Origin of the sequence: Corynebacterium sp. SA-MJD20WY100 (genome assembly GCF_039822565.1) — a bacterium.
Taxonomy (GTDB): Bacteria; Actinomycetota; Actinomycetes; order Mycobacteriales; family Mycobacteriaceae; genus Corynebacterium; species Corynebacterium phoceense_A.
Genome location: NZ_JBCJKS010000004.1, coordinates 58,905 through 75,458 on the forward strand (window position 1 = coordinate 58,905; position 16,554 = coordinate 75,458).

19 protein-coding genes and 1 pseudogene are annotated in these 16,554 nt (G+C 65.2%); 7 read left to right on the forward strand and 13 right to left on the reverse strand.

Annotated features, from left to right (window positions below; all coding sequences use genetic code 11):
• Positions 1-20: 20 nt before the first annotated feature.
• The 4 genes from carA to pyrR all read right to left on the reverse strand — a co-directional run bounded on the left by carA (position 21) and on the right by pyrR (position 4,170).
• Positions 21-1,175 carry a glutamine-hydrolyzing carbamoyl-phosphate synthase small subunit gene (gene carA / locus ABJ196_RS03345; protein WP_347305219.1) on the reverse strand — a complete coding sequence of 385 codons (1,155 nt, stop codon included), beginning with the start codon at positions 1,173-1,175 and terminating at the stop codon, positions 21-23.
• Positions 1,176-1,245: 70 nt separating this feature from the next.
• On the reverse strand, positions 1,246-2,598 hold the full coding sequence (locus tag ABJ196_RS03350) for a dihydroorotase (RefSeq protein ID WP_347305220.1): 1,353 nt from the start codon (positions 2,596-2,598) through the stop codon (positions 1,246-1,248).
• Between the two features lie 33 nt (positions 2,599-2,631).
• Complete coding sequence (locus tag ABJ196_RS03355) at positions 2,632-3,588, reverse strand: aspartate carbamoyltransferase catalytic subunit (RefSeq protein ID WP_347305221.1); 957 nt, start codon at positions 3,586-3,588, stop codon at positions 2,632-2,634.
• Positions 3,589-4,170 carry a bifunctional pyr operon transcriptional regulator/uracil phosphoribosyltransferase PyrR gene (gene pyrR / locus ABJ196_RS03360; protein ID WP_347305222.1) on the reverse strand — a complete coding sequence of 194 codons (582 nt, stop codon included), beginning with the start codon at positions 4,168-4,170 and terminating at the stop codon, positions 3,589-3,591.
• Positions 4,171-4,351: 181 nt separating this feature from the next.
• On the opposite strand from pyrR, the gene ABJ196_RS03365 reads away from it, so the two are divergent.
• The 5 genes from ABJ196_RS03365 to ABJ196_RS03385 all read left to right on the forward strand — a co-directional run bounded on the left by ABJ196_RS03365 (position 4,352) and on the right by ABJ196_RS03385 (position 7,867).
• Complete coding sequence (locus ABJ196_RS03365) at positions 4,352-5,731, forward strand: TIGR01777 family oxidoreductase (protein ID WP_347305223.1); 1,380 nt, start codon at positions 4,352-4,354, stop codon at positions 5,729-5,731.
• A 75-nt stretch (positions 5,732-5,806) separates the two neighbouring features.
• Positions 5,807-6,307 carry a YbjN domain-containing protein gene (locus ABJ196_RS03370; protein ID WP_257034658.1) on the forward strand — a complete coding sequence of 167 codons (501 nt, stop codon included), beginning with the start codon at positions 5,807-5,809 and terminating at the stop codon, positions 6,305-6,307.
• Positions 6,300-6,797, forward strand: a complete 498-nt coding sequence (locus ABJ196_RS03375; RefSeq protein ID WP_347305224.1) for a YbjN domain-containing protein — start codon at positions 6,300-6,302, stop codon at positions 6,795-6,797. The genes ABJ196_RS03370 and ABJ196_RS03375 overlap by 8 nt, the downstream gene beginning before the upstream one ends.
• A gap of 2 nt (positions 6,798-6,799) precedes the next feature.
• Positions 6,800-7,357 carry a hypothetical protein gene (locus tag ABJ196_RS03380; RefSeq protein ID WP_347305225.1) on the forward strand — a complete coding sequence of 186 codons (558 nt, stop codon included), beginning with the start codon at positions 6,800-6,802 and terminating at the stop codon, positions 7,355-7,357.
• 3 nt (positions 7,358-7,360) lie between these two features.
• Positions 7,361-7,867: a hypothetical protein gene (locus ABJ196_RS03385; RefSeq protein WP_347305226.1), complete on the forward strand. Its 507-nt coding sequence runs from the start codon at positions 7,361-7,363 to the stop codon at positions 7,865-7,867.
• A 107-nt stretch (positions 7,868-7,974) separates the two neighbouring features.
• On the opposite strand, the pseudogene ABJ196_RS03390 reads toward ABJ196_RS03385, so the two are convergent.
• A pseudogene (locus ABJ196_RS03390) lies at positions 7,975-8,804 on the reverse strand (PPK2 family polyphosphate kinase).
• A gap of 88 nt (positions 8,805-8,892) precedes the next feature.
• On the opposite strand from ABJ196_RS03390, the gene ABJ196_RS03395 reads away from it, so the two are divergent.
• Positions 8,893-9,210, forward strand: coding sequence for a PadR family transcriptional regulator (locus ABJ196_RS03395; RefSeq protein WP_347305227.1), 318 nt, complete (start codon positions 8,893-8,895; stop codon positions 9,208-9,210).
• 2 nt (positions 9,211-9,212) lie between these two features.
• Positions 9,213-9,899, forward strand: a complete 687-nt coding sequence (locus ABJ196_RS03400; RefSeq protein WP_347305228.1) for a DUF5808 domain-containing protein — start codon at positions 9,213-9,215, stop codon at positions 9,897-9,899.
• On the opposite strand, the gene ABJ196_RS03405 is transcribed toward ABJ196_RS03400, so the two are convergent.
• From ABJ196_RS03405 to aroC, 8 genes are all read right to left on the reverse strand, one after another.
• The gene (locus ABJ196_RS03405) at positions 9,865-10,539 is read right to left on the reverse strand and encodes a GNAT family protein (protein WP_347305229.1); all 675 of its coding nucleotides are present in this window, start codon (positions 10,537-10,539) and stop codon (positions 9,865-9,867) included. The two genes, ABJ196_RS03400 and ABJ196_RS03405, sit on opposite strands and share 35 nt — an antisense overlap.
• 78 nt (positions 10,540-10,617) lie before the next feature.
• The gene (gene nusB / locus ABJ196_RS03410; protein WP_347305306.1) at positions 10,618-11,232 is read right to left on the reverse strand and encodes a transcription antitermination factor NusB; all 615 of its coding nucleotides are present in this window, start codon (positions 11,230-11,232) and stop codon (positions 10,618-10,620) included.
• Between the two features lie 41 nt (positions 11,233-11,273).
• Positions 11,274-11,837, reverse strand: coding sequence for an elongation factor P (gene efp, locus ABJ196_RS03415; protein ID WP_066493128.1), 564 nt, complete (start codon positions 11,835-11,837; stop codon positions 11,274-11,276).
• A gap of 113 nt (positions 11,838-11,950) precedes the next feature.
• The gene (locus tag ABJ196_RS03420) at positions 11,951-13,042 is read right to left on the reverse strand and encodes an aminopeptidase P family protein (protein ID WP_347305307.1); all 1,092 of its coding nucleotides are present in this window, start codon (positions 13,040-13,042) and stop codon (positions 11,951-11,953) included.
• A 144-nt stretch (positions 13,043-13,186) separates the two neighbouring features.
• Positions 13,187-13,621, reverse strand: coding sequence for a type II 3-dehydroquinate dehydratase (gene aroQ, locus ABJ196_RS03425; protein WP_347305230.1), 435 nt, complete (start codon positions 13,619-13,621; stop codon positions 13,187-13,189).
• 10 nt (positions 13,622-13,631) lie between these two features.
• Entirely contained in the window at positions 13,632-14,708 is a 1,077-nt protein-coding gene (aroB, locus tag ABJ196_RS03430; RefSeq protein WP_347305231.1) for a 3-dehydroquinate synthase, read from the reverse strand.
• 9 nt (positions 14,709-14,717) lie between these two features.
• Entirely contained in the window at positions 14,718-15,314 is a 597-nt protein-coding gene (locus ABJ196_RS03435) for a shikimate kinase (RefSeq protein ID WP_347305232.1), read from the reverse strand.
• Positions 15,315-16,526, reverse strand: coding sequence for a chorismate synthase (aroC, locus tag ABJ196_RS03440; RefSeq protein WP_257052178.1), 1,212 nt, complete (start codon positions 16,524-16,526; stop codon positions 15,315-15,317).
• Between the last annotated feature and the right edge of the window lie 28 nt (positions 16,527-16,554).

Sequence of the window (16,554 nt, forward strand, 5' to 3'; positions counted from 1 at the left end):
CTTCCCTTTTTCCTGGTTGCTTACTTGTGGTCGTCCATGAGCTGAATGAACTGGTCAAACAGCGGGTTGGCGTCGTGCGGGCCGGCGGCGGCTTCCGGGTGGTACTGCACGGAGTAGGCCATGCCGGACTTGAGCGCCACACCTTCGACGACGTCGTCGTTGAGGCAGGTGTGCGTCACGAGAGCCGGGCCGAAGTCGGTGTCGAACTCGGCGCCGCCGGCGGGCTTGCCCTCGCCAGCCGGGTTTTCGAGCGCGAAGCCGTGGTTCTGTGCGGTGATATCGATGGTGCCCGTGAGGTGGTTCTTCACCGGCACGTTGATGCCGCGGTGGCCGAACTTGAGCTTGTACGTGTTCAGGCCGAGTGCGCGGCCCAGAATCTGGTTACCAAAGCAGATGCCGAAGAACGGGGTGCCAGACGCGAGGATGTCGCGGGTGATGGCGACCATCTCGTCCGCGGTGGCCGGGTCACCCGGTCCGTTGGAGATGAACACGCCGTCTGGGTTGTACTGCTTGATGTCCGCGTAGGGCGTATTCGCCGGAACGACGATGGTTTCGATGCCGCGCTGGGCGAAGTTTTTCGGCGTCGAGGTCTTAATGCCCATGTCATAGGCGACGACGGTGAACTTCTTCTCCCCCTCCGCCGGGACGGTGTAGGGCTCATTGGTGGAGACGTCCTCGGCCAGGTCGAGACCCGCCATGGACGGCTGTGCCTTGACCTCGGCGAGCAGCTCGTCGACGGGGCGCTCGGCGGCCTCGCCGGAGAATACGCCAGCGGCGATGGAGCCGAAGTTGCGCAGATGGCGCACAAGAGCGCGGGTGTCGATGCCGCGGATGCCGACGATGCCCTGCTTCTCCATCTCCTCAGGCAGCGTGCGCGCCGCACGCCAGTTAGAGACACGGTGTGCAAGGTCGCGGATAACGAGGCCGGCGACCCAAATCTGCGAGCCGTGCGACTCGTCGTCCTCGTCGTTCCAACCGGTGTTACCAATCTGCGGCGACGTCGCGACCACGATCTGGCGGTGGTAGGACGGGTCGGTCATGGTCTCCTGGTAACCGGTCATGCCGGTGGTAAACACTGCCTCGCCGAGCGTGGTGCCAGTCTTACCAAAGCCGAAGCCGCGGAAGACCTTGCCATCGGCAAGAACGAGCACGGCGGGGATAGGAGCAGAAGTCAAGGTTTCATCCTTTGATGTTGCGGTCTGTGGTGTAGATGGGGTGGTGCTATTCATTATGGTCTCGTTGCGCTTACTCGGCAGCGGATTCCTCAGCAGCCACGTCGTACGTGAGCGTGCCGCGCAGGAAGGTGTGCGTGACGCGGGCGTTGAAGTTCTCGCCGGCGTACGGGTTGTTCTCGGCCTTGGATGCGAGGTGCTCGACGTCCGAGGTCCAGGGGCGCTGCGGGTCGACGATGGTGAGGTTTGCCGGCTCGCCCACCGCGATCGGGCGACCGTGGCCCGGCAGGCGGGTGATTTCGGCCGGGCGCTCGGACATGACGCGAGCGACGAAGCGCCAGTCGGCCAGGCCGGACTCGACGAAGACCTTCGCGATGACGGCGAGCGAGGACTCAAGGCCCAGCATGCCGGGCTTGGCGTGCTCGAACTCCACGCACTTGTCTTCCGAGCCGTGCGGCGCATGGTCCGTGGCGACGCAGTCGATGGTGCCGTCGAGCAGCGCGTCGCGCAGCGCGAGGGTGTCGTGCTCCTCGCGCAACGGCGGGTTGACGCGGAAGAGTCCGTCGTAGTCGACGATCTTCTCGTCGGTGAGCATGAGGTGGTGCGGGGTGACCTCGGCGGTGAGCGGAATACCCTGGCCCTTCGCCCACTTGAGCAGCTCCACCGTGCCCGTCGTCGAGGCGTGGCAGATGTGCATTCGATTGCCGTAGTCGCGCGCAAGCAGCGCGTCGCGCGCCACGATGGATTCCTCGGCGACGCGCGGCCAGCCACGCAGGCCCAGGCGTGCGGCGACCTCGCCCTCGTGGGCGGCAGCACCTTCGGTCATGCGGGAATCCTCGGCGTGCTGCGCGAGCAGGACGTCCTGGCCCTTGGCGTACTCGAGCGCGCGGCGCATGATCTGCGGGTCCTGGACGCACTTGCCGTCATCGGAGAACATACGGACCTTGGCGTCCGAGTTCTTCATCATGCCGAACTCGGTGATGGTCTTGCCTTCGAGGCCCTTCGTGATGGAGCCCACCGGGTGGACGTCGCACACGCCGAGCGCCTGCCCCTTGGCCCACACGGACTCGGCGATGATGGGCTGGTCCATCACCGGCATGGTATTCGCCATGGTGAATACGGCCGTGAAGCCGCCCTTGGCCGCGGCGCGAGAGCCGGTCTCGATGGTCTCGGTGTCCTCACGGCCCGGCTCGCGCAGGTGCACGTGCATGTCCACGAGGCCCGGCAGGAGCACGTGACCCTCGCCGTTCACGACGCGGTCTGCACTCGTGTCCGCGTCGGCGTTCACGGACTCGATGACGCCGTCACGCACGAGCACGTTAACGGGCTCGCCCTCGCCGTACGGACGGACGTTGGAGATAAGCAGCGTGCCGGCTGCAGGTGCGGACTGGTGACCGGTCGCCGGGAAATTCTCAGGTGAAGTCATAATCTACTGAACGTCTTTCTGTACTCGAACCGGCTAGAAGCCAGCATTCTCGCCGTTGGCCAGGAGGGTAAACAGGACGGCCATACGTACGTGCACGCCGTTGTTGACCTGCTGCAGGACAGCGGAGCGCGGTTGATCCGCGACCGCGTAGTTGATCTCCATGCCGCGCAGCATGGGACCTGGGTGCATGACAATGGCGTGGGCCTGCATCTTCTTCGCACGGTCCTTGGACAGGCCATAGAGCGCCGCGTATTCGCGGTGGGACGGGAAGAAGCCGCCGTTCATGCGCTCGGCCTGGACGCGCAGCATCATGACCACGTCGGCATCGGCAAGCTCGGCGTCGAAGTCATAGGAGACGCGCACCGGCCACTCCTCCACGCCAAACGGCATCAGCGTAGGCGGGGCGACGAGGGTGACCTCGGCGCCGAGCGTGGTGAGCAGGTCGACGTTGGAGCGCACGACGCGGGAGTGGAGGCAATCGCCCACGATTTTGACGCGCAAGCCTTTGAAGGAGGCGGCATCGGAAAGCCCCAGGCGCTGGCGCATGGTGGTGGCGTCGAGCAGAGCCTGCGTGGGGTGCTGGTGAGCGCCGTCGCCGGCGTTGATGACGGACGGGCCATCGCCGTTGGGAGCGACCCAGCCAGCGAGCTGCTTCGCCGCGCCCGAGGACGGGTGGCGAATGATGATGGCGTCCGTGCCAATCGCCGCAATAGTCAAGCCGGTGTCCTTGAGGGACTCGCCCTTCTTCACCGACGAGCTCGCCACGGAGATATTGATGACGTCCGCTGACATCCACTTGCCGGCCGTCTCGAAGGAAGAACGGGTACGCGTGGAGTTCTCATAGAACAGCGTGTAGACCGTGCGCCCGCGCAGGGTGGGCAGCTTCTTTACTTCGCGGCCGTTGATGGCCTCGCGGAAACGGTCGGCCTCGTCCATGAGACCTAGGATCTCGTCTGCAGTGAGGTCCGCGATATCGATGAGGTGCTTCATTTACTTATCCCCTTCTGCGTTGCGCGCCAAAACCACCGCATCGCGGCCGTCAATAGCCTCGATGAGGACGGTCACATCCTCGTCGCGGGCCGTGGGAATATTCTTGCCCACGTAATCGGCGCGGATGGGCACCTCGCGGTGGCCGCGGTCGACGAGGCAGGCGAGCTGGATGATGTCCGGACGTCCGATGTCGCGCAGGGCATCGAGTGCTGCGCGGATGGTGCGTCCCGAATACAACACGTCATCGACAAGGATGACCGTGGCGTTATTAATGCCGCCGTCGGGGATCAGCGTGGGGCGCAACGCGCGGTGCGGCTTGCCGCGGAGATCGTCGCGGTACAAGGTGATATCGAGTGCCCCGGCCGGAATGTCCACCCCCGAGAATTCCTTGATTTTTTCAGCCAAGCGCTCCGCCAACGGCACACCACCAGAGGGAATGCCAAGGAGCACGACGCGTGGTGCGTCGGACGAATCGAGCGCCGTCTTTTCAATGATCTGGTGCGCGATGCGTGCAACGGTGCGCGCGACGTCATCCGAGCTGAGCAGCTCAGTTGCGTCCGCGGTAGCGTTATCAACACTCATCGTGACCTCCTTCCCCGCCTCACAGTGCGGTCTTTAAAGGATGCCTATATACGTGTGTCCTCAAATCGAACGACTCCAACTCTAGCACCCACCCGCCGTAATGGGGGTACCTCGGCTAGAGTGGACGGAGTTCTTACGGCGCCGCCGCGCGTCCTGCCTACCCAAGGAAGAATCCACCCCGTTGAGTTTTGAGGCTTCCCACGTCATCGACGCACCCCGCGAGCTCGTGTGGCAATGGCACACCCGCCCCGGCGCCTTAGCGCGTCTTGTCCCGCCTTTCTTGCCCATGACCCCGCGCCGCCAGGCCGAACGGCTCTCCGATGGCACCACTGTCCTGGGCTTTCCTGCGGGTCTCACATGGGTCGCGCGCCACGATCTCTCCCGCTACCAGCGCGGCCGCAGCTTCGCCGACGTGTGCATCAACGCGCCCATGCGCAAGCTCGCGAACTGGCGTCACACCCACACCTTCGCGGACTTTGAGACGGGCAGCGCCGCCCTGCGCGGCGAGCGCACACTCATCACCGACACCGTCGACACGCGTATTCCGGCCTCGGCGCTGGCGCCGATGTTTGCCTACCGCCAGCGCCAGCTCATCGCGGACTTCGACTTCCTCGCGCGGGTGCAAAGTATCAACGGTGCGGCCCGCCCGCTGACCGTCGCCATGACCGGCTCCCGCGGCGCCGTGGGTCGCGCCCTCACGGCACAGCTCACCACCGCCGGTCACACCGTCATCCAGCTCGTGCGTTCCAAGGCCAAAGAGGGCCAGCGCCTCTGGAATCCCGCGGATCCTGCACCCGATCTTCTCGCGGGCGCCGACGTCCTTATTCACTTGGCCGGCGAGCCCATCTTCGGCCGCTTCAACGACTCCCACAAGGCCGCCATTCGTGACTCCCGCGTCGGTCCCACGCGCAAGCTCGCGGAGCTGGTCGCCCGCACGCCGTCTGTCAAGACCTTCGTCTCCGCCTCCGCCATCGGCTACTACGGCCCGGACCGCGGCGATGAACTCCTCACCGAGTCCTCGGACTCCGGCGACGGCTTCTTAGCCGAGGTCTGCCGCGACTGGGAGGCCGCCACGGCGCCTGCTGCCGATACCGCCCGCGTCGTCCAGGTCCGCACCGGCGTCGCGCTCACCGGCAACGCCGGGTTGCTTCCGCTGCTCCGCGCGCTCTTCCAGACGGGTCTGGGCGGCACCTTCGGCGACGGCGACTTTTGGCTGAGTTGGATCGCGCACGACGACCTCACCGATATCTACTTCCGTGCCGCGATCGATGATTCGCTCACCGGCCCCGTCAACGCCGTAGGCCCCACACCGGTACTCAACCGCGACATGGCACATCTGCTGGCGAAGGAGCTCGGCCGGCCCGCTATCATCCCCATCCCCACCCTCGGCCCGGCCCTTTTGCTCGGCCGCGAGGGTGCTCAGGAGCTGGCGCTGGCGAACCAGCGCGTCGCGAGCGAGAAGCTCTCGCCTGCGAACCACACGTACCGCTTCGAGACGATGGCCGCAGCGCTCGCCCACGAACTCGGCGGCGAGGAACTCGTCGCGCTGCCTGCCGTCTAAGGCCGCTCGCCCCGCCACGCGCCCGCATGCCTTAAGCTGGTGGGCGCACTTTAAACTACTTATGTAAGGACTCACGTGACTTCACCCGAGCAGAAGATCCTGCCGGATACCGAGGTATCCCCCGCGACGGTTGCCCGTATCGCAGAGATTTTTGACCAGCAAGGACTGCAGTACCGCACCGAGGAACACCAGCACGAGGACGGTTCGACCGTCGAGGTTTTCCGCTCCGGCTTCGCGAATACCGCGATTGCCATGCAGGTGCGCGAGGACACCCTCATCATCGACTCCATCTGGCGCGGCCAGGTACCGGTTTCTGAGGGCCCGACCATCCTCACCCACATCAACCAGTGGAACGCCGAGCACTTCGCGCCCACGCTGCGCTTCTACGAGGGCGGCGCGGACGAGAAGGCACTCGTCGTCTCCGCCGTGCGCGAGCTCACCGTCTCCGAAGGCGTGTCCCGCAATCAGCTCGGCGCCTTCGTCATGTCCTCGCTCAACTCCATTCTGGACGCGTGGACCTTCATCGAATCGCAGTACCCGCAGCTCGTGACCTGGGAGGAGCACCAGCATGACTAATCAGCAGACCCTCAACCCGGAGGATCCGAACTCGTTGCCCATCGTGACGCTCGAGCGCGTCATCGACGCCATGGCGACCTTCGACGTCACCCTCGACAAGATCGAGGGCCGCGACGACTCCGCCACGGCGAACCTCAACGGTCTGCCCTGCCTGTTCGCAGTGCTCGACTCCGTCCTCATCGTCCGCTGCGACGTGCAAACGGACGCACAATTCTCGCAGGCGGACGCCGGTCTCTTCCTCGCCGCCAACCAGATCAACTCGGTGCAGATGGGTGCCCGCGCCGCCATCACTGATTTCGACGACTCGCTCGTCGTGCGCACCGAGCGCGACATTCCCGTCGCCGCCGGCATGAACGACACGCAGCTCGCCGCCGCCCTCAAGGCCGCCGTCGACGGCGTCATCGGCGCCCAGAATGCCATGGTCGCCGCCGCAGAGGAGATGGCGAAGCTCGGCTCCGAAGCCGCCAATCAGGCCCAGAACGGCGAATAGCAATGGCCTCCAACGCTCCGTCTCACGCGGCCGACACCGAGGTACAGCCCGTCAACAACCACCGCCTCGTGGAGATCTTCGAGCTCCTCGGTGCAGATTACGTGCTCGTCTCGGCACCCAACGACTCCGAGGCTGACCCCGAAACTGACACGGATGCCGACGCTGCGGCCGCGGCGCCGGAGGACGAGCGCATCGTCCTCCAGACCGGCCTGCCGCATCTCACAATCCACTTCGACATTCAGGATGACACCCTGAGCGCCTTTGCGACGTGGGAGGGCCGCTTCGACGCGTCCGCGGAGGAAACCGTCGCGCCCTTTATTGCGGACTTCAACTGGCAGATGGTTGCGCCGACGCTGAGCTACACCTTCAGCGACGGTCAGGGCAAGCACCCCACCGAGCAGATCGTCATCAACGGCAACCGTGCGATGGCCATCGGCGAAGGCCTGAGCCGCAACCAGCTAGGCACGTTCATCCTGAGCGTCTTTGGCAGCTTCTCCGCCGCTTTTGAGGCCGTCGCGCAGGCCTTCCCCCAGGCCGTCACGTGGAACGAGGAGGACTAGTTCATGACTGATGCAACTCAGCAAGCACCAGAGTTCGAGAACCCCTACGAATTCTTCTCCCACACTGACCTTCCCGCCGTCACCCTCGAGCGCGTCATTGCCTCGCTCAACGAGGACGACTTTGGCGCCGTCGCCCACCCCGATGCTCCGAATATGGCCATCGCTCAGCGCAACGACCTTGACTGGGTGTTTAGCATCACCGACGAGCTCGTGCGCGTCGAATGCGTCTTGCCCACCGAACTCGACTTCGCCGAGATCGCCCCGGTCTTCCACGTCATCACCAACGAGCTCAATGCCGCCGCCTTCGACGGCCGCGCGCTCGTGGGCGACGTGGACGGACACGCGGAGCTGCGCGGCGACGCCACGTTCACGGCCGGCCCGGGCATGAACGATGATCAAATCTTCCACACACTTAACTATGCCGTCGTCGCGGCGCAGGAAGCACTGCTGGGCACGCTCGACAACTTCAACGAATTCGCCCGCACCGTCCAGGAGTGCGACGCCGAGTAATACGCACGCCCGGTCACACGCTCAGCCAAAAAATCCCTTCAGCACATATAAGCCCCGCCCGCCGCACCGAGCGGGCCTGCTCTATGTCCTGAAGGGATATGTGCCGCCTAAGACTCCTCGATACGCGTGCGCTCGGACTCCGGTTCACAATCCGCCGCCGCCCCTGGCAGGTCGAGATGGCGCAGCACCTCGACGATGAGGAACATGAGCGCCATGCGCGCGTACTTCTTATTGTCCGTGGGGATGACGCACCACGGCGCGTGGTTGGCATAGGTACGTCGAATGGCGTCCTTATAGGCGGCCATGTACTCATCCCACTAAGCGCGTTCCTCGACGTCGGACGGGTCGTACTTCCAGAACTTGTCCTCCCGCCCGGTGCGCTCGAGGAGGTTGTCTTTCTGCGCCTTCTTCGACAGGTGCAGGAAAACCTTAATGATGTGGACGCCGGACTTGACGAGCTCACGTTCGTAGTCCTTGATGGCCTCGAAGCGGCGGTCGATCTCGTCTTCATCACCCCATGTGTGGACACGCTGGATCAGCACATCCTCGTAGCGCGATCGGTCAAACGCGACCACGTGGCCCGGCTTGGGGTCGTGCTTGAGGATGCGCCAGAGAAAGTCGTGCTTCATCCCTTCCTCGGTCGGCTTGCCAAAGCCCACGGAGTCCGTGCCCTGCGGATCAAACGTATTGAACACGTGGCGAATGACACCCCCTTGCCGGAGGTGTCCATGCCCTGCAGAATGACGAGCACCGAGGGGGCCTTCTCCCCGTAGGCACGACCATTGGCGTTGAGCTCCTCGTCGTAGTGACTGGGGCGCGCGGCCAGTTCGTCCTTGTCTCCGTCAAAGCCCGGCGTGGAGCCCGGATCGACGGAGGACAGCTCGAAGTCCTTTCCGGCGCGCAGCGCTAGCGCGTCGGCAATCTTAAATGTCGACATTCCCCCACTGTTCGCGTGAGCCCTTCCCTTCTGCCTCGAATCACGCTACTATGTAATACATAGTAGTTGGCACAGCAAAGGAGCTTGCATGGCAGATACACAGCTTCGCAAAGGCGTACTGGAACTCATCGTGCTGCGTTCCCTTCACGTCAGCCCCGGCTACGGAGGCGCGCTTCTCGAGCGGCTCAACGCGCAAGGGCTCGAGGTCTCCTCCGGCACCCTCTACCCGCTCCTCGCGCGTCTGAAGAAAGCCGGATACCTCACCAGCCGCTGGGAGGAATCCCCCAGCGGGCCACCACGCAAGGTCTACGTCGTCACCGACGCGGGCCGCACTCAGCTCGCCACTCTCACCGCCGAATGGCAGACCCTCACCACGAACGTCGACACCATCCTGAAAGGACAGTAACCATGAAACTCTACGATCCCACCACCCACCGTTTCCTCGGTATCCCGGCTGACTTCTCGGGCTTTAGCAACCCCGCCGCGCGACTCGGAGCTTTCGAGCCCGAAAACCCCAAGCTCCTCGTCCCGCGCGCCGCGGGCATCGGGTGGGACTTCAACGTCGGTGCCATCGCAGCGCGCCTCGGTCTCATCCGCCCTGACGACTCACTCCCCGATCTCGAGGCCCACATCCCGGCCACCACTATCGCCGTCCTGCGCGGCGCACCGTGGACGCTCCTCGCCCTGAGCACCGTAGCGGCCCTCCCCGCCCTCAAGGACGGCAGGCCGCTTCCCCGGAAGTGGTCCGCCACCTTCGCCCCCAAGAAATGGACGAGCCCCGCCCGAGCCACGCTGAGCACCATCGTCCCCGTCGCAGCCGTCGCTGGCTTCGCCGAATGGACCACGCGTCGCGACAACAAGCTGGATGTCACTGGCAGCCTCCTCGCGACCACCCTGGGTGCCATGTCCCTGCTGCTCACCTTCGCCGCCCGCCAGGCTGCCGATGCCCCCGCTACCGCCCGCGCGCTCAGCGCCGCCGGCACGCTCGCCATCCCCGTCGTCGAGGTCGCGGGCTTCGTCGCCGTCATCAAGTCGGCGCTCGCTCAGGTCGACCGCGAGCTCAAGCGCCCAGCATCGTCCGAAGCTGCGGCGTAAGGCCCACGCATTCGACGCGCGCCGCTGGCTTGTAGTCGGCGGCGCGTAGCCTTCCCCGTCGCACGGGCCTCGGCTCACCTTCCGGCCCGCACGGTGCGGTCTCCCCGTCGTCCGGCAACAACTCGTAGCCCAGCTTGCGCGAGACGCTTTCCGATGCCGCGTTCCCCACGACCCAGCCACTGGCAATGCTGGCCGCTCCCAGGTGGTCGAAGCAGAACTGCGCGACGGCATGGCGCACCAGCGTTCCGAAGCCTTGTCCTTGGAACCGGTGGAAGACCCACGAGCCCGTCGAGACCTCGTGCGTATGCGCGAAGTCGCTGCTACGCATGTCGACGACGCCAATAGGCTCGCCGCCCGCGGTCACCAAGAAGTCGAGCGACCACTCTTCGGAGCTCAAGTTCGCGCGGTTGGACCAGCGATGCTGCGCCGAAGACTGCGGCGAATTATGGAAGGCCCACGGAAACGCGTGTTCGGGCACATCGTCACCGTAGACGTCGTGGACGCCCACGCCCGCAATACGCGCGACGTCTTCGTCGCGCAGGACGCGCACAACAATCTCGTGCCGGTCATCGCGCGCCGCGATGCGCAATCCAAACGGCGGCCACATGTCCACCAGTGCAGCTTCGGAATCAACAGTCATGCGGTACATCGTACTGCGCGCACCACTTCGGAAAAGCGAAAACCCACGCCATGGGGCGTGGGTTCGGCTCACAGCCGGTTACTTCTCAGCGTCGTCCTCGTCGAGCGGAGGGAACTCAGGATCCCCGAACTCGTCGAGCGGCTGCGCCTGCGCAGCCTCGTGGTCGGCCGGGGCTTCGCCCTCGGGGAAGACCGGGGACGCGGGGGCATCGGCAAGCTCGGCGTCCTCGCCGAGACCCGACTCGTTCATTGGGTTCGACAGCGAGCGCGACTGGGCGATGTCGTCGAGGACGGCATGCACGTAGGGTGCCGCCTTGTCCGTCGAGTACTCGCTGGCGAGCTCGACGCCTTCGACGATGGCCGTCGCCGTGGGCACATCTGGGTTAAACAGCAGCTCCCACGCCGCGACACGCATGATGGCGCGGTCCACGGCCGGCAGGCGATGGAACTCCCAGTCCTCCGAGAGGAAGCGGGCGATATTCTCGTCGATAATGTCGAGTTCCTCGGCCGCGCCGCGGACGATCTCTGCCGTGTACTCCGCGATGGGAGCCACGCCGGACTCCTTGTCGCGGGCAAGCTGAATGCGGTCCTCCACGATGGCGACGGGATCGATATCGCGATTCTCGGCCTCGAAGAGGATGTCGGCCGCGCGGCGACGCGCGCGGTAACGTGCGGTATGTCGCTTGTAGTTGATGTCGCGCGACTTCTCTTTATCACTCACAGCGAGAGGATGCCTTAGTTGTTGACGCGGGAGAGGTACTCGCCGGTGCGGGTATCGATCTTGAGGACGTTGCCGATCTCGATGAACAGCGGGACCTGGATCTCAGCACCGGTCTCGAGGGTGGCCGGCTTCGTGCCGCCCGAGGAGCGGTCGCCCTGCAGGCCCGGCTCGGTGTGCTCGACCTTGAGGTCGACGGAGATGGGCAGCTCGCCGAAGAGGATCTCGCCCTCGTGGAAGGAGACCTGGACCTGCATGTTCTCCAGCAGGAACTTGCCGGCGTCGCCGAACTTGTCGAACGGAACCTCGAACTGCTCGAAGGTCTTGTCGTCCATGATGACGTAGTTGGAGCCATCGTTGTACAGGTAGGTCATCGTGCGGCGGTCGACCGTGGCGGTCTCGACCTTGACGCCCGCGTTGAAGGTCTTATCCGTGACCTTGCCGGTGACGACGTCCTTGAGCTTGGTGCGCACGAACGCAGGGCCCTTGCCCGGCTTGACGTGCTGGAACTCGATGATCTGCTGCAGCTTGTTGTCCATCTTCAGGACAAGGCCGTTCTTAAAGTCGGTGGTATCAGCCATGGAAGGTTTTTCTCCTGGGGTTTTACGAATAGATGGGCGTGTGAAAACAGTGTCTAAGCCTACCACCGCGCACGGTCCCAGCCGGAATGGGACCCGCGCACGGGACGCGGTAATTAAATCTCGCGCAGATCCTTGGGGTACTGCGTAATGATCTGCGGCGCGCCCGAGGTGATGATAAGCGTGTCCTCGATGCGCACGCCGCCCTTGCCCGGCACGTAGATGCCCGGCTCGATGGTCAGCGTCATGCCCTCGGCCAGCTCGCCCGTGCCGGTCTTCGCAGCGTACGGCCCCTCGTGGACGTCGAGACCCACGCCGTGGCCGGTGGAATGGACGAAATACTCGCCGTAGCCTGCGTCCTCGATGACGGTGCGGCTCGCGGCGTCGACGTCGACGAGCTTCGTGCCCGGCACCGCGGCGCGCACGCCGGCCAGCTGCGACTCGAGCACGACGTTGTAGATTTCCTTGGCGAAGTCGTTGGCCTCGCCCACGACGAAGGTACGCGTGCAGTCCGAGTTGAAGCCTCGGAGGTGCGCGCCGAAGTCGATGGTGACGAGGTCGCCGTTTTCAATAACGCGGTCGTCCGCGCCGTGGTGCGGCTTCGCGGAGTTCGGACCGGAGGCAACGATGGTGTCGAAGGACACGCGCTCCGAGCCGAGGGTGCGCATGCGGTACTCGAGATCCGCGGCGACCTGGCGCTCGGTGCGTCCCGCGGCGAGCTCGCCCGCGTCGATGAGCTGGGTGAGCGCCGTGTTGGCCAGCTCCGCGATCTCGGTGAGGCGGCGCAACTCGTGCTGGTCCTTGACCAGACGGATTTCTTCGATAACACCGGTGACGGGCACGAGCGTGATATCGGAGGGCGCGGCTGCGGTGAGCTTTTCCAGCTGGGAGACGGAGACGTAGTCCGCCTCGTAGCCCACGCGCATGGGGCCGGTGAGGGTCTTGAGCAGCTCCTCGCCTACCGCGCGGCCCAGAATGGCCTTGAGATCCGGGACCTCCTCGGCGATCTGCGTGGTGTAGCGGCCGTCCGTCGCCATCGTCGCCGTGAGATCCTTGCGCAGCAGCAGGCCGCCGTTGGATCCGGAAAAGCCGGACAGGTAGCGCACGTGCGTGAGGTGGGTGACCAGCATGGCGTCGATGCGCTGGCCGGCGAGCTGCGCGGCGAGCTTGCGGCGACGGTTACTAAAACGGGTATCAGCCAGGGCCATGGTGGTCTCCTCTGTCATACAACGGCCGGGACCCCAGCGCGTGACGCGCGGGGTCTCGTGCGGACGAAACGAACGCCCTCTATGGTAGCCCGGTCCACGGCCGGAAATGCTCGATTGGGGGTAATTGACGCCGCGCCGCTGCGCCTACGCCGACTGCGCGAAGTATTCGAGCGCCGCGAGGTAGCCAAAGGTGCCGAGACCCGCGATAACGCCGCGCGCAATCGGTGACAAATACGAGAAGTGACGAAATTCCTCGCGGGCTTGGACGTTGGAGATGTGGACCTCGACGAAGCCCGCGCCGTCAGCAATCTCCGCCAGCGCGTCACGCAAGGCGACCGAGGTGTGGGTAAAGCCGCCGGGGTTGATGATGACGCCCGCCTTCGCGTCCGCCGCGGCGTGGACTCGGTCGATCAAGGCACCCTCGTGGTTGGACTGGAAAAACTCGACCTCCAGGCCCAGCTGGGCGGCGCGGTCGGCGACCATGGCCTCCACGTCCGCGAGCGTCGTCGAGCCGTAAATCTCCGGCTGGCGCTTGCCCAAGCGGTTGAGATTCGGTCCGTTGAGAACGACAATCTTCATGAATTCTCCTTTACTCCGAAATGGCCTCGTACGCCGCACGCATCTCATCCTCGGTGGCGTCTTCAATGCGCGTCGTCGCGCCGATATCCGTGAGCGCGACGAAGCGGATATGGCCGCCGCGGTTCTTCTTATCGTGCGTCATGCCGGCGTAAAGCTCCTCGAAGTGGCCGCCCTCATACGTCGTGGGCAAGCCTATCGCGGTCAAAATAGCGCGGTGCGTTGAGAGCAGCTCAGGCGTAATAAGCCCGCGCGCCGCCGAGAGATTCGCGATAAACATCATGCCCACCGCGACGGCGTTGCCGTGGCGCCAGGTGTAGTGCTCGCGCAACTCGACCGCATGGCCAAAGGTGTGCCCGTAATTGAGCGTCTCGCGCAGGCCCGACTCCTTGAGGTCCTGGCCCACGACGTGCGCTTTGACGGTAATGGACCGCGTGACCAGCTCGGGCAGGAAACCGTCCACGTCGAGGCACGCCGCCGGATCCGCGAGATAACGCTCGATGATGACCGGATTGTGGATGAAACCGGTCTTAATGATTTCCGCTGAGCCAGCGCGCAGCTCGTCCTGGGGCAGCGTGCGCAGGAGGTTAAGGTCCACGAAGACCGAGTCCGGCTCATGGAACGCGCCCACCAGGTTCTTGCCGGCCGCCGTATTAATGCCCGTCTTGCCGCCCACCGCCGCGTCGACCATGGCGAGCAGCGTCGTCGGCGCCTGGATGACCTTGATGCCACGCATCCAGCCAGAGGCCACGAAACCAGCGAGGTCCGTCGCCGCGCCGCCGCCCAGGCCGATGAGCGCGTCGGCGCGCGAAAAATTCGCCTCGCCCAGCTGGTCCCACAGCTCGCCGCACACGGCGAGCGTCTTACCCGCCTCCGCGTCTGGGATGGGCAGGAGCAGCGGCGTGACGTTGAGCGATTCCAACGCCGCAGCGATCTGGCGCGCCGCCGCCGCAAGCGCCGGCTGGTGGACGATGCCCACGTTATGCGCGCCGATGGTGCGCACCCGCGCGACGATATCGTTAGACAAATCGTGGCCAATGCTCACCACATAGGGGCTCGGGCCGTTAACGGCGACGGTGTCCTGGATCATCAATTCTCCTTAGAGGCTTTCGAGGAAGCTCAAAATATCGCCCACCACTTGCTGCGGCGAGCGGCCGTCAGTGCGCGCGCGGAAGTCCGCGACCTCCCGGTAGTACTCCGCGCGGTCCTCGAGGAGCTGGCGGTAGTGCGCGACGGGATCTGCAGCGGCGAGCACCGGCCGGGTGTTCTCGTCGGCCGTGCGGCGCGCGCCTTCCTCCGCGCTCACGTCGATGAGTACGACGGTCATCGCCTCGAGCAGATCGCGGTTGGCCTGCGAGATGACGGCACCACCGCCCAGCGACACCACGCCGTCGGACAGCAGTGCCTTGGCGACGTGCTTTTCCTCCAGCTTGCGGAAGGCCGGCTCGCCGAGAGCTGCGAAAACCTCGCCACAGGTGCGGCCCTCGGCGGCCTCGATGAGCGCGTCCGAATCCACGAACTCACAGTTGAGCGCGCGCGACAGGCGGCGGCCGATGGTCGACTTGCCAGCCCCCGGCGGGCCCACAAGCACGACCCGCGGACGGTGACCGAAGTAGATGGCCTTCTCGACGGTCTCCGGCCCCGCGGCCGTGACCTCATCCGCGACAGGCTGCGGGCTATTGAGTCGGTCGGTCATCTACTCTCCCTCCGGAAAGCTCAGGCGCTTAGCGACATACTCTTGGTACGCCGCGATATTGCGCTTCGTCTCGGCGAGCGAATCCCCGCCGAACTTCTCTAGGACCGCTCGCGCGAGCACGAGCGCCACCATGGCCTCGGCCACGACGCCGCCGGCAGGCACCGCACACACGTCGGAGCGTTGGTGAATACCGCTCGCAGCCTTACCCGTGGCCATATCCACGGTCTTCAGCGCGCGCGGCACCGTCGAAATCGGCTTAAGGCCCGCGCGCACGCGCAGCGTCTGGCCATTGGTCATGCCGCCTTCCAGGCCGCCCGCGCGGTTCGTGAGGCGCGTGACGCCGCCCTCCGCGCGCACCATTTCGTCGTGGGCCTCGGAGCCGCGGCGGCGGGCTTCCTCAAAGCCGTCGCCAATCTCCACGCCCTTGACGGACTGGATGCCCATGAGCGCGGCCGCCAGCTGCGCGTCCAGGCGATCCTCACCCGAGATATGCGAACCCAGCCCGATGGGCAGGCCGTCCACGATGACCTCGACGATGCCGCCCAGCGTGTCGCCCTGCTTCTTCGCCGCCTCAATCTCGGCGACCATGGACGCCTCCGCGCTTGCCGATGCCGCCCGCACCGGCGAAGCGTCGATAGCCTCCAGGTCAGCGAAGGTAGGGGTGGCATCGGAAGGCTCAGACGCCCCGATGGAGATGACGTGGGAAAATACCTCAACGCCGAGGGTCTCGCGCAGGAAATTGCGCGCGACGGTAGCGGCCGCAACGCGGGCGGCGGTCTCGCGCGCCGAGGAACGCTCGAGGATAGGGCGCGCGCCGTCGTGGTCATACTTGACCATGCCGGCGAAATCGGCGTGGCCTGGGCGCGGGCGAGTGAGCTTGGCGCCGCGGCCCGACTCCATGGCCTTAGCAACCTCCGGATCGTCCATGTCCAGCGGTGCCGGGGACATAATCGTGGTCCACTTGGGCCACTCGGTGTTGCCGATCTGGATGGCGATGGGGCTGCCAATCGTCTTTCCGTGGAGGATGCCGGTGAGCAGCGTGAGCTCATCCTGTTCAAACTTCATACGCGCGCCGCGGCCATAACCCAGACGACGGCGGGACAGTTGCAAGGCAATCTCTTCTTCAGTGATGGGAACGCCAGCGGGCATGTGCTCAATCATCGCGATGAGCGCCTGGCCGTGGGATTCTCCGGCAGTAGTCCAACGAAGCATGCGGATTATTATCGCACGCCGCGCGGGC